Origin of the sequence: Streptomyces corchorusii (assembly GCF_001514055.1) — a bacterium.
Taxonomy (GTDB): domain Bacteria; phylum Actinomycetota; class Actinomycetes; order Streptomycetales; family Streptomycetaceae; genus Streptomyces; species Streptomyces olivaceoviridis.
The window spans coordinates 193,226-205,454 of record NZ_KQ948359.1 but is presented as its reverse complement, the minus strand read 5'-3'; the positions used below and the strand labels follow the sequence as shown (position 1 = coordinate 205,454).

The window sequence follows — 12,229 nt, the reverse complement described above, 5'->3', positions numbered from 1 at the left end:
TGACCTCTCACTTCGCGTAGTTGTAGACCGTGGCCCGGGACACGCCGAGCAGGTCCGCGATGGTCTGGGCGGCGTCGCGCGAGTCGAAGTAGCCGTCCCGTTGCAGCTGTCGTACGAGGGCCTTCTTGTCCTCCCGGCTCAGCGAGCGGGGCGTGGCGGCGCGCTCGGCGGCCCGGGTTTCCACCGCCCGGCGCAGTTCGCGCGCGGTGCGGTCCCGCAGGGTCTCCAGGGGCCGGTCGCGGTGCTCGGTGTCCGTGGCCACGAGGTTGGACAAGGCCAGGGTGACCGGGGACAGCACGGACACGTCCAGGTTCAGGCACAGGGCCGCGATGTACTCGCCGGCGGCGTTCTTGATGCCGATGGAGGTGCTCTTCGCCGGGCGGCCGTCGGGGAACTGGTTGGGATAGTTCTGGATGACGCTGGGGTACTGCGGATCGGCGATGCGGGCCAGGCCCAACTCGGTGGCCGAGTCGCCCACCTGACGGCCCGACAGGTTGTTCTCGATCGCGCGGATCGCGTGGTCTGGATGCCGCAGATCGTGCAGCACCACCTCGCACAGGCCGGGGAACATGCGGCCCAGCGCGACAGCGATCTTCTCGGCCTCCCGGATGAGGTGCTCGTCCGCGCCGTCCTCGTCCGCGCCGTTCCAGTCCGCGCCCTCCTCGGCCACGCGCTCCTGGGTCACGCATCCTCCATAGACTCGCCGTCCATCTTTGGATTGTGAGTCTAAAGAGAGGGGTGTGCCGGGTCAACAGCGATCACTCGTGATCGGATGAAGGGGCCGAGGACGGCACCTGCCTTCCATCCCACCGAGGGGGACACATGACCGACCGGTCCAGCGCGGCACACCGGTTGTGGCTGCGCAGCTTCCACCAGGCGGCACCGGGCGCGCCCAGGCTGCTCTGCCTGCCGCACGCCGGCGGCTCCGCGAGCTTCTACTTCCCCGTCTCCAACGCGCTGTCGCCCGCGGTCGACGTGCTCGCCGCGCAGTACCCCGGCCGTCAGGACCGCCTCGCGGAAACCCCGGCGGAGTCGGTCCAGGAACTCGCCCACGGGGTGTTCCGCGCGCTGGACGAGGGGGACGGCACACCCCTCGCGCTGTTCGGGCACAGCATGGGCGCCTTGGTCGCCTTCGAGCTGGCCCGGCTCCTGGAGTCCGCCGGGCGGCCTCCCGCGGCGGTCTTCCTCTCCGGCCGCAGGGGCCCGTCCGTCCACCGGGACGAGACCGTCCACAAGGGCGGCGACGCACGGCTGATCGAGGAGGTCGGCAAGCTCGACGGCACCGACGCCGCCCTGTTCCAGGACAAGGAGCTGCTGGAGATGATCCTGCCCGCGCTGCGGGCCGACTACCGCGCGGTGGAGACCTACCGGCGCGCCCCGGGGCCGCGGTTGAACTGCCCCTTCGTCGTGCTGACCGGCGACGCCGACCCCCGGGTGACTCCGGAGGAGGCCCGGACCTGGGACCAGGAGACCGACGGCCCGTTCGAGCTGCACGTGTACCCCAGCGGCCACTTCTACCTGGTGGCGCAGCAGCAGGCCGTGGTGGCCCGGATCGAGGCGACACTGCGGCGACTCGGCCCCGGCACCGGAGCGGTGGCCTGAGCCCGCGGCCGTAGCCACCGAACAGCACGGGGCGGCACCGGTGGACCGGTGCCGCCCCGCGGGGGTGTGCGTCAGCCGAGAACCTTGGCGGACTCGATGACCACGGACTCGGTGGGGACGTCCTGGTGGCCGCGGCGGCTGCCCGTCTTGACCGCCTTGATGGAGTCGATGACGTCCCGGCCCTCGGTGACCTTGCCGAACACGGCGTAGCCCCAGCCGGACGGGCTCTTCGCCGAGTAGTTGAGGAAGGCGTTGTCCGAAACATTGATGAAGAACTGGGCCGTAGCGGAATGCGGGTCGTTCGTCCGCGCCATCGCCACGGTGTAGTTGTCGTTCTTCAGCCCGTTGTCGGCCTCATTCTGAATAGGCGCCTGGGTGGGCTTCTGGTCCATGTCCGGAGTGAAACCGCCGCCCTGGATCATAAAGCCGTTGATCACCCGGTGGAAAATCGTGCCGTCGTAGTGGCCGCCGCGCACGTACGACAGGAAGTTCTCGACGGTCTTGGGCGCCTCGGCGTCATTCAGTTCCAGAACGATTCGGCCGAAGTTGGTGTTCAGCTCGACTGTCGACATCGGAAATCTCCTTATTCCGGTGGGCCTGCCCACGCCTACGCTACGGAATATACGACCACGGGGCACACGGACCGGCGCCGCGGCACCCCGTGGTGCGCACGGCCATCCGTCCGGGTCATGTCCTCACGACAGCCGGGGCGCGTCGTCGGGGAGCGGGGGCAGGGCCAGATGGGCCAGATCGCCCGGCCGCGGACTCGTCACCGGCCACAGCGGCGCGGCCTCCCCGTCGGCGAGCGCGGCCGGCGCGTCGGTGAGGTTCATGCGCTGGCGCAGCCGGCCGTAGAAGTCCATCGGACCGAGCCGGACCGCCTTGAGCCGGCGCGGGGCGGCGTACACGCCGATCCAGTCGCCGGGGCTCAGCACCCCGCGCAACTGGCCGTCGATGCTGACCGCGGCCTGGCCCGAGCGCTCCAGCACCCGCAGCGCGATGGGCTCGTCCGGCGCGGCCACCACCGAACGGTTGAACACCATGTGCGGCGCGACCGGCGTGAACACCAGGGCGTCCGCGCGCGGGGAGACCACCGGACCGCCCGCGGCGAAGCTGTACGCCGTGGACCCGGTGGGCGTCGCCACCAGCAGGGCGTCGGCCGAGTAGGAGGCGAGCAGCCGGCCCGCCAGATAGACCCCGACCGAGACCTGACGGTCCCGGGCCAGCTTCTCCAGGACCACGTCGTTCAGCGCGGTGACGTTCAGGGCGACGCCCCAGTCGTTGCCGGCCTCGCACTCCCCGCGCACCTGCGGCGGGGGCAGCAGCGGCCCCCGCCCGTACCGCAGCAGCGTCTCCATCTGCGCGGGGACCTCCAGCCGGCACGACGCCCGCATGGTGAGGAGCATCCGGCTCTCGACGGTGATCCGCTCCTCCCGTACGGCGTCCAGCGCGTCCCGCACCGCCGTGGCGGGGACCTCCGTGAGGAAGCCGACCCGGCCGAGGTCGACACCGAGCACCAGGGCGTCGTTCTCGGCCGCGAGCCGCGCACCGCGCAGGAACGTGCCGTCACCGCCCAGGGTGACGATCAGGTCCGGATCACCCGCGCTGTCGACCTCCTCGCGGGCGCTGTGCCGCGCGCCCTCCTGCCACACGTCGATGTCCGCGCATCCCACCGCGTGCTCGGCGCACCACGCGCGCACGGCCCGCGCGGCGGTCGCCGCCTCGGCGCGCCCGCCGTGCACGACCAGACCGACACGGTTCACCGTCATATCCGCACACCGCCTCCCAGCCGGTTCGTACCGAGCGCCATCCTCGCCGCGGACGCGCCGGCCCGCACGCCACGCCGCCGGAGCCGGGCCCGCGGCCGTCCGCGCGCATCCGGAACCGATCCTCTCCGTGTACCTCGTCCGCTCTCCGTGTACCTCCTCGTCTTCCCCCGGACCTCTTGACCTTCCCGTGCACCACTTCGGCCCTTCTTCCACGTGTGCCACACGTGTCACAGCGGACCCACCGGGGAACCCGGTGCCCGGTGTCCGGTCCGTGCCGGTGAGCACCGGCGCCGCGGCGGACGCCCCGACCACGTACCGCGGACAACCGGGGGAATCCCATGCGCGACCGACACAGCACCCGCGTCACCGCGGCGGCTCTGACCGCCATCGTCGTCACCCTGCCGCCGGTGGCCGCCCAGACGGCGAGCGCCCAGACGGCGAGTGTCCAGACGGCGAGCGCCCGGACGGCGGGCGCCACCTCGGCGGAGGCGGCCCCGACCGGCACGGCCCCCGCTTCCAGGGCACCGGCCTGCACACCGGAGGCATGGGAGGCGACGGCGTACCAGGCCGCCCAGCGGCCCCCGGGCGCGGGCACCGGAGCGGCGATCGTCGAGTTCACCAACGTCTCCGCGCGGGCGTGCGTGGTGCGGGGCCACCCGACGGTGGCTGTGGCCGGCAACGGCTCCCCGGAGCGCAACCTCCCGCTGAAGGTGACCCGCCAGGGCAGTGCGGCCCCGGTGCGGGTCGCGCCGGGCGGCAGGGCATGGGTGAAGCTGACGTTCGTCCCGGTGCGGGGCGGGGCGGACGGGTACTGCGTCTCTGGCGCCGCGCCCGGCATGTTCCCGAGCCTGGTGGTCGGCCTGCCCGGCGCGGGGAAGCACCAAGTGGCCCTCGTCGAGGGGGAGATCACCGAGTGCGACAACAAGGTCACGGTGACGGCGGTGTCGGCGACGCGTCCCTCCTGAGTGCGTCCTCGTCCGCTCGCCGGCCGTACGGCTCTGCGTCCGCGTCGAGGAACGGCTCCCACAGGCGCAGCAGCGCGCCCGGGCGGTCCAGCGGGATGATGTGGCCGCAGTCCGGGATCACGTGGCCCGTCAACCGGTCGGCGTAGGGCCGCAGTTGGTGTTCCAGCGCGCGGCCCACCGGGTGGGCGCCGATGGTCAGCGCGGGCACGGTGAGGCGGGCACCGGCCACGGCCTCGCGGATCTGCCGTGCACCGGTGGGCATGGCCCGGTACGCGCCGAACGCGGCACGCAGCGCCCCGGTCCCGGTGTAGGCGCGAACGAACTCGGCACGGACGTCCGGCCGCACGCCCCGGCCGAGCGTGCCGCGGTCCAGGAACCAGCCGATGTACGCCTCCTCGCGGCCGGCGAGCACGGTCTCCGCCAGGCCGGGTTCCGCGTGGAAGCCGAACCACCACGGCGGACCGCCGGCCAGGAACTCCTCGGCACCCGGGAGGTCGCCCAGCAACGACTCCATCAGCACCAGCCGCCGTACCAGTCCGGGCCGCCGCATGGCCAGCAGGAAGGCGGGCGGGGTGCCCAGGTCGATGCCGACCACGGCGGCCGGACCGGCGTCGAGCGCCTCCAGCAGGCCCGCGGCGTCGGCGGCGAGGGTCCCGGCGTCGTAACCGTCCGTGGGCCGGTCGCTGTCACCGAACCCCCGCAGGTCCGGCGCGATCACCCGGTACCGGCGGGCCAGCGGGCCGATGACCTCGGTCCACAGCCGCCAGGTGTGCGGGAAGCCGTGCAGCAGCAGGACGGCCGGCCCCTGACCGGCCGTGGCGACGGAGAGTCCGACGCCGTTGACGGTGACCCGGCGCAGCCGCACGCCGGGGACGGGGGAGACGGTCATGGGCGATCCCTTGGGTAACCGATGGTGACAAGAGAACGGTAGGTAACTAACCTGGGCCCCACCAGACCGCACTTCCCCGTCAGGTGGTGAGCTTCAGGTGACCTCCCAGGCCAAGGGCACCACCGCCCCGCGCGGTGACCTGTTCGACCCCGCGTGCCCGACCCGTCGGCTGCTCGACCGGATCGGTACGAAATGGACGTCGATGGCGGTGAAGGTGCTGGCGGAGGCGTCCCCCGGGGAGGTGCGCTTCGCCGAGCTGCTGCGCCGGATGCCCGGCGTCTCCCAGAAGATGCTGTCGGTGACCCTGCGGAACCTGGTGCGGGACGGCCTGGTCGCGCGCAGGGTGGAACCCACCGTGCCGCCCGCCGTGCACTACCGCCTCACCGAACTCGGACTGTCCCTCGAAACCGTTCTCGCAGCCGTCCGGAACTGGGCCGAGGAGCACATGGCCGAGGTCGACCGGGCGAACGAGCTGACCGGCGGTCAGGACGCCTGAACCGGGCCAGGGTCCGCCACGGTGTGATCTCCTCCCTTGCGGCCGTCGCGCCGGTCCTGTGAGTCTCCCGTCGAACGATTTTCCGAAGAACTGTTATCGGCACCGCACCGAGCGGTCTCCCAGGTAACGGACAGCATCGTTCGGCGTCGAGGACAGGGAAGCTCTGATGAGGACACAGCACACGGTGGATCCGGCGGCACTGGTGAACGCCGCCCGAGCGGGGGACCCGGCGGCCCGGGACGCCCTGGTCGGCGCCTACCTCCCGCTGGTGTACAACATCGTGGGGCGGGCCCTGAACGGTTCGGTCGACGTCGACGACGTGGTCCAGGAGACCATGCTCCGGGCCCTCGGCTCGCTGGGCGACCTGCGGACCCCGGAGAGCTTCCGCTCCTGGCTCGTGGCCATCGCGATGAACCGGGTCCGGGCGCACTGGCAGGACCGCCGACTCGCCCCGGCCGCCGTGGAGGAGAGCGGCGACGTCGCCGACCCCGGCGCCGACTTCGTGGACCTGGCCATCGTCCGGCTCCAGCTCTCCGGCCAGCGCCAGGAGACCGCGCGCGCCACGCGCTGGCTGGAGCCGGACGACCGGGAGGTGCTCTCGCTGTGGTGGCTGGAGTGCGCCGGTGAGCTGACCCGGGCGGAGGTCGCCGCGGCCCTCGGGGTGTCGCCGCAGCACACGGCGGTACGGGTGCAGCGGATGAAGGCGCGGCTGGAGGCGGCCCGGGTGGTGGTACGGGCGCTGGACACGCGGCCTGCCTGCGAGGAGCTGCGCACCGTGCTGGCCTCCTGGGACGGCCTGCCCTCCGCCCTGTGGCGCAAGCGAATAGCCCGGCACGCCCGCGCGTGCCCGCGCTGCGGCGGCCTGTGGAGCGGCCTGCTGCCGGCGGAGGGGCTGCTGGCCGGGTTGGCGCTGGTCGCGGTGTCGTCGACCCTCCTCGCGAGGACACGCTCGGCGACGGCCACCCTGACCGCGGGAGCCGCTCCGCAGCCGGCCCACCTGGGCGCGGACACGAACGCGGGTGCCGGCGGGCCGGGTTACGGCACGGCCGGGTCGGACGGGTGCACGGCCGGGTGGGATCACGGGACGACGGAACCGGGCCATGGCGCCGCCGGGGCCGGCCAGGGCGCCGTGGGTTCGGACCTGGGTGCCACGGGTTCGGACCAGGGGGCCTTCGGGTCGGGAGACGGGACCTTCGGGTCGGATCACGGCACCTTTGAGTATCCAGGCAGCGTCAAGCCGTATCCAGGCAACGCTGAGCCGGAGCCGGATGCGGCCCAGGCGGACGGCGGCAGCACCGGAGCAGGCGTCGGCGGCAGCGACCCCGCCGCCCCCGTCGGGCTCCGGGCGGCCTCTCGCCGTCGTACGAACGGGCGCGGCGAGGCGCGGCGACGGCGGCGGGTCCGGCGCCGGGCCGTCGGGGGTGCCGTGGTGGCGGCCTGTGTGGCCGGCGGCGGCCTCTGGTACTTCGGCACCGACTCGGGACCGGCGGAGACCAGGGAGGCGACCGCCGCGCGGACCGCCGGTGCCCCCGTCGTGGACCTCGCGGAACCCAGCGCCGTCGAGACCTCCTCGTCGCCCTCGGCTTCGGCGTCGGCGTCGCCGTCCCCGTCCCCCACGAAGAAGAAGCCGAGCGCCTCCAAGAGCCCCCGCCCCACGCGGAAGAGCGCCACTCCCCGGGCCGAGCCGGCCGCGCCCACGACTGCGCGTGCCTCCCGTACCCCGCAGGCGCAGCCGGCGCCCACCGGCACGGTGGCCCAAGTGGTCGCGCTGGTGAACAAGGAACGCGCCGCCGCCGGATGCGGCCCGGTCACCGAGGACCCCCAACTGGACAAGGCCGCCCAGGGCCACTCCGACGACATGGCCGCCCGCGGCTTCTTCGACCACACCGACCCGGACGGCGCCGGCCCCGGCGAGCGCATCACCGCCGCGGGCTACCGCTGGTCCACGTACGGCGAGAACATCGCGAAGGGCCAGCGGACCCCGCAGGCGGTGATGGACTCCTGGATGAACAGCCCCGGCCACCGCGCCAACATCCTGAACTGCGCGTTCAAGGACATCGGCGTGGGCGTCCACGACGGCTCGGGCGGCCCCTGGTGGACCCAGGCCTTCGGCGCCAGGCTCTGAGGCCCGGTCAGGTCGGGGAACACCGCCCGGGGTACGCCGTCGGCGGGGCGGACGCTCAGCGGGACGTGCCGAAGTCCTGGGTCCAGTAGCTGCCGGGCTGGGCGAGACCGACGCCGATCTCCTTGAACCCGCAGTTGAGGATGTTGGCCCGGTGGCCCGGGCTGGACATCCACCCCGCCATGACCTGGTCCGCCGTGCTGTAGCCGTAGGCGACGTTCTCGCCGTAGCTGCTCCAGGTGTAACCGGCCCGCGTGATGCGGTCGCCCGGGGACGAGCCGTCGGACCCGGTGTGCGACATGTTCTGGTGGGCCGCCATGTCGTCGCTGTGGGCCTGCGCGGCCTTGGTCAGCGTCGAGTTGAGGGTCAGGGGCTGGCAACCGGCCTTGGCGCGCTCGGCGTTCACGAGCCGCACGATGTCGGCGGTGACCCCGGACGCCGTGGCGGTGGGTGCCGGGCTGCTCGGCGCGGTGGAGGCCGCGGGCGCGGGCGCGGTCGCGGTGGCGGTCGAGGCGGGGGCGGGGGCGGCGGGGGCGGCGGCCTCAGGGGTGCTGGGCGCTGCGGTCCGCCCGGCCTGGTGGGCCACGGCCTTCTTCTGCGAGGGCGCGTTCTGCTTGGCGTGCCAAGGCGTGCTCGGCCGGGTCGCCTGATGCGTCGTGGCCCGGGGCGTGGGCGGCACGGCGGTCTCCGGCGCGCTGGTCAATGGCGCTCCGGTGGCGTAGGCGTTGCTGTCGTGATCTCTGGGCACGTACTGCCACTGCCCCACGGGTGCGCTCGTCGCGGTGGTCTGCGCCGGGACGTCCGTGCCGGACGGCCACTCGGAACAGGCCAGGGCGACGGACGGCACGCCCACGGCGCCGACGGCGGCGGCGGTGACGACTATTCGCCGGTAGTGCTTGGACTTGCGGTGCTGGCCCATACGTCAACCTCACTCGGTGATCGCGGAGCGCTCATTCTCAAGAGGGCTTCACACCGAGTGCAAAGGGCGCTTCTCCTATCTCGCCTCGTAGGCGCGCATGGGCCTTGTCAGACGGGCCCGGAGATGCCGACTTCGCGACCGCGACGTTTGCGAAATGCTAACGATCAGTCAGAAGCGTGTTCACCGCGGCAGAAGAGGCGAGGCGTCGAGCGGCACGCGTGCCTTCGCTCGAACCGTCACGCGTGCCCACGGCAAGCCGGACAAATCCCATATGTCGTGGGAGCGGCGCCTACTATCCGTCCCGCCTAGTGGCCGACTCCACTGTGACGGATGTCACCGCTTGCCGGGTCGCCGTGCTGTACAGGCCGCGCAACAGACCGGTGCCCCGCTGACCATCGCGCGGCGGCCGGAGCAGAAGTCTCCGGCCGCCGCGCATCCGTGTCCGGTCGCCGTCACTCGTTCTGGAAGACGGCCTTGCTGACCTCGGCGGGGTTCTCGAACTTCTTCTTCCCGAGGTGAGAGATCCGCTCGGTGATCTCCTTGGGCGCGTGATTGTTCTCGGCGACCTTCCGAAGCTGGTCGGAAGTGGCCGGGTAATCCGCGCCCGACAGGGCTTTCTGCAGGTCAGGTGGGGTGATACCCGCCATGGCTCCTCCAGGCGGTGAGTTGGTTGAGGGTCATCGGGCCGGCGCCGCATGCTGCGCCGGACTGCTCAGGTACCCATCCGACGGAAGCGGATTCAGAGATTCCGCGGGTGATGGGTCCCGGCCCGCACGGGTACCCGGGGCTCCGGAACAGCGCGCACGCGTCAGAGGACCGAGAGCACAGGTGGAAGGAGAGGACCCCGCCGACGAGACGACGGACGAGACCACAGACGAGAGCGACGACACGTAAGGAGGCGTCATGGGCACGGCACACACCAGCGTTCCCGAGGTGCTGGACGCACTGAAGGACGTGACCTACCCGGCCGACAAGGACCGGCTGGTCTCGGCCGCGCGGGAGGCGGGAGCCTCCGAGGAGGTCGTGAAGGCCCTGCGCGGCATCCCCGCCGAGGAGTACACCAACCGCGCGGACGTGGCGAGGTCGGTCCGCGTGGACCCGGACTCGGACCTCGGCACCAACGCCACCCAGCGGGCGGAACAGGCACGCCAGGGCGGCAAGCCGGGACTCTCCCAGCACCTGCGGGAGGAGCCGAAGACCCCGATCCAGGAGGAGTTCGACCGCTGACCGGTGGAACCGGGCTTGCCCCGACGCCCCCGAGGGCAGACCTAGCGTGATCGAACACGTTCGGACAGGTAGGGCAGGTGGCCTGGCGATGACGCATCCGCACGACCCTCTCGACGGCGGAGCCACCGGCCCTCGGGACGGCGGAGCCACCGGCCGTCCCCTCCAGGTCGAGACGCACGGGCTCGACGTGATCGCGGACTCGGAGCGCCGGGGCACCCCGCGCTCCCTGTTCTGGCCCTGGTTCGGGGCCAATGTCTCCGTGCTCGGACTCAGCTACGGCGCCTTCGCGTTCGGCTTCGGCATCTCCTTCTGGCAGGCCCTCGTCTCAGGCGTGCTCGGCATCGCCGTGTCGTTCCTGCTCTGCGGCTTCGTCGCGGTCGCCGGGAAGCGCGGCTCGGCCCCCACCATGGTGCTCAGCCGCGCCGCCTACGGCGTGCGCGGCAACCGGCTGCCGTCCGTGATCTCCTGGATGCTCACCGTCGGCTGGGAGACCGTCCTCACCGCGCTCGCCACGCTGGCCACCGCGACCGTCTTCGACAGCCTGGGCTGGGGCGGCGGCACCGAGACCAAGGCGGTCGCCCTCCTGGTGGTGGCGGCCCTGACCGTCGTCGGCGGGGTCATGGGCTTCGACCTGATCATGCGGTTGCAGACCTGGATCACCGTCGTCACCGGCGTGCTCACGATCGTCTACGTCGTCCTCGTCGCCGACCACGTCCACTGGAGCACGGTCGAGGCCATCCCGGCGGGCTCGGCGCAGGAGTTCATCGGCGCGCTGGTGTTCATGATGACCGGCTTCGGCCTCGGCTGGGTCAACGCCGCCGCCGACTACTCCCGCTACCTGCCCCGCGACTCCTCCAGCCGGGGCGTGATCGGCTGGACGGCCTTCGGCGCCTCCCTGGCCCCGCTCCTCCTGCTGGTCTTCGGCCTGCTGCTGGCCGGTTCCTCCGCGGAGCTGAGCACGGCCGTCGCGGCCGATCCGATCGGGGCGCTTGCCACGCTCCTGCCGACCTGGTTCCTGGTGCCGTTCGCCCTGGTCGCCGTCCTCGGCCTGGTCGGCGGCGCCGTCCTCGACATCTACTCCTCCGGCCTGGCCCTGCTCTCCGCCGGCCTGCGGGTGCCCCGCTATCTGGCCGCCTTCTTCGATGGCGTGCTGATGATCGCCGGCGCGGTCTACATCGTGTTCTTCGCCGACACCTTCCTCGCCCAGTTCATGGGCTTCCTCACCACCCTCGGTGTGCCCATCGCCGCCTGGGCCGGCGTCATGCTCGCCGACCTGGCCCTGCGCCGCCGCGACTACGACGACGGCGACCTGTTCCGCCCGCACGGCCGCTACGGCGACATCCCCCTCCGCCCGCTGGTCCTCACCCTCGCCGCCACGGCCGTCGGCTGGGGCCTGGTCACCAACGGTGCCGCGCGCTGGCTGACCTGGCAGGGCTACCTGCTGGAGCCGTTCGGTCTCGGCGGCAGGACCGGTGCCTGGGCCTACGCCAACCTGGGCGTCCTCGTCGCCCTGGGCCTCGCCTTCCTCGGCACGCTGCTGTCGGGCCGGGCCCGGGTCCGCTCCCAGGAGGCCCGGGAACCGAGCCCGGCGCTCGACGACGGGGTGCTGAACCAGTGAGCGCCGGACACCCCGGCGCCCGGACCCGCCGCGGGAGCCCCGGACATCTGGCCGTCATCGACATGCAGCGCGTGTTCGCCGACCCGGCGAGCCCCTGGGCCACCCCCGGATACGCCGACGCGGCAGCCGGCGTACGCGCCCTGCTGCCGGCCTTCGCCGGCCGTGTCACCTTCACCCGCTTCCTGGCCCCGCAGCGGCCGGCCGGCGCCTGGCGCGCCTACTACGACCGGTGGCCCTTCGCCCGCCGGCCCCCGGACGCCGGACTCTGGGCGCTGACCGACGAGTTCGCCGGCCTCGCGGACCACGTCGTGGACGCCGCCACCTTCGGCAAATGGACCCCCGAGCTCGCCGCCCGCACCGCCCCCGAGGGCCGCCTGGTGCTGGCCGGCGTCAGCACCGAATGCTGCGTGCTCTCCACCGCCCTCGCCGCCGCGGACGCCGGCACGGAGGTGCTCGTCGTGGCGGACGCCTGCGCCGGCGTGGACGACGACTCCCACGTCAAGGCCCTTCAGATCATGGAGCTGTACCGGCCGCTGGTCCGGGTCACCACCCTCGACGACCTGCTCGCGCAGGCCGGGCCATGACCGGCGTCCCGCCCGAGCGCCGGCGGATGGGCGGCTGC

13 protein-coding genes are annotated in these 12,229 nt (G+C 72.8%); 7 read left to right on the top strand and 6 right to left on the bottom strand.

What is annotated here, in order from left to right; genetic code table 11:
- Positions 1-7 precede the first annotated feature (7 nt).
- Positions 8-685 carry a helix-turn-helix transcriptional regulator gene (locus AQJ11_RS24390; protein WP_059264377.1) on the bottom strand — a complete coding sequence of 226 codons (678 nt, stop codon included), beginning with the start codon at positions 683-685 and terminating at the stop codon, positions 8-10.
- Between the two features lie 137 nt (positions 686-822).
- On the opposite strand from AQJ11_RS24390, the gene AQJ11_RS24385 reads away from it, so the two are divergent.
- Positions 823-1,602 (top strand): thioesterase II family protein, encoded by a 780-nt coding sequence (locus AQJ11_RS24385; protein ID WP_059264376.1) that lies wholly within the window; start codon positions 823-825, stop codon positions 1,600-1,602.
- A 71-nt stretch (positions 1,603-1,673) separates the two neighbouring features.
- Here the strand turns inward: AQJ11_RS24385 and AQJ11_RS24380 are convergent, their stop codons facing one another.
- Complete coding sequence (locus AQJ11_RS24380; protein ID WP_059264375.1) at positions 1,674-2,174, bottom strand: peptidylprolyl isomerase; 501 nt, start codon at positions 2,172-2,174, stop codon at positions 1,674-1,676.
- A gap of 123 nt (positions 2,175-2,297) precedes the next feature.
- Positions 2,298-3,371, bottom strand: coding sequence for an NAD(+)/NADH kinase (locus AQJ11_RS24375; RefSeq protein WP_014670948.1), 1,074 nt, complete (start codon positions 3,369-3,371; stop codon positions 2,298-2,300).
- A 338-nt stretch (positions 3,372-3,709) separates the two neighbouring features.
- Here AQJ11_RS24375 and AQJ11_RS24370 point away from each other — a divergent pair, with 338 nt between their 5' ends.
- On the top strand, positions 3,710-4,336 hold the full coding sequence (locus AQJ11_RS24370) for a DUF4232 domain-containing protein (RefSeq protein ID WP_059264374.1): 627 nt from the start codon (positions 3,710-3,712) through the stop codon (positions 4,334-4,336).
- Here AQJ11_RS24370 and AQJ11_RS24365 read toward each other — a convergent pair.
- On the bottom strand, positions 4,299-5,225 hold the full coding sequence (locus AQJ11_RS24365; RefSeq protein WP_059264373.1) for an alpha/beta fold hydrolase: 927 nt from the start codon (positions 5,223-5,225) through the stop codon (positions 4,299-4,301). The genes AQJ11_RS24370 and AQJ11_RS24365 overlap by 38 nt on opposite strands.
- Positions 5,226-5,322: 97 nt before the next feature.
- Between AQJ11_RS24365 and AQJ11_RS24360 the strand changes: the two genes are divergently transcribed.
- Both AQJ11_RS24360 and AQJ11_RS24355 read left to right on the top strand, forming a co-directional pair.
- Positions 5,323-5,721: a winged helix-turn-helix transcriptional regulator gene (locus tag AQJ11_RS24360; RefSeq protein ID WP_058079410.1), complete on the top strand. Its 399-nt coding sequence runs from the start codon at positions 5,323-5,325 to the stop codon at positions 5,719-5,721.
- 166 nt (positions 5,722-5,887) lie between these two features.
- Positions 5,888-7,846, top strand: a complete 1,959-nt coding sequence (locus tag AQJ11_RS24355; protein ID WP_059264372.1) for a sigma-70 family RNA polymerase sigma factor — start codon at positions 5,888-5,890, stop codon at positions 7,844-7,846.
- A 55-nt stretch (positions 7,847-7,901) separates the two neighbouring features.
- Here AQJ11_RS24355 and AQJ11_RS24350 read toward each other — a convergent pair whose 3' ends face one another.
- Positions 7,902-8,762: a CAP domain-containing protein gene (locus AQJ11_RS24350; protein ID WP_059264371.1), complete on the bottom strand. Its 861-nt coding sequence runs from the start codon at positions 8,760-8,762 to the stop codon at positions 7,902-7,904.
- Between the two features lie 452 nt (positions 8,763-9,214).
- Positions 9,215-9,409: a DUF2795 domain-containing protein gene (locus AQJ11_RS24345; RefSeq protein ID WP_014670942.1), complete on the bottom strand. Its 195-nt coding sequence runs from the start codon at positions 9,407-9,409 to the stop codon at positions 9,215-9,217.
- 256 nt (positions 9,410-9,665) lie between these two features.
- Here AQJ11_RS24345 and AQJ11_RS24340 point away from each other — a divergent pair, with 256 nt between their 5' ends.
- From AQJ11_RS24340 to AQJ11_RS24330, 3 genes are all read left to right on the top strand, one after another.
- Positions 9,666-9,989, top strand: a complete 324-nt coding sequence (locus AQJ11_RS24340) for a DUF2795 domain-containing protein (RefSeq protein WP_014670940.1) — start codon at positions 9,666-9,668, stop codon at positions 9,987-9,989.
- An 88-nt stretch (positions 9,990-10,077) separates the two neighbouring features.
- Positions 10,078-11,607 carry a purine-cytosine permease family protein gene (locus AQJ11_RS24335; RefSeq protein ID WP_059264370.1) on the top strand — a complete coding sequence of 510 codons (1,530 nt, stop codon included), beginning with the start codon at positions 10,078-10,080 and terminating at the stop codon, positions 11,605-11,607.
- On the top strand, positions 11,604-12,191 hold the full coding sequence (locus tag AQJ11_RS24330; protein WP_059264369.1) for a cysteine hydrolase family protein: 588 nt from the start codon (positions 11,604-11,606) through the stop codon (positions 12,189-12,191). The genes AQJ11_RS24335 and AQJ11_RS24330 overlap by 4 nt, the downstream gene beginning before the upstream one ends.
- The last annotated feature ends 38 nt before the right edge of the window (positions 12,192-12,229 follow it).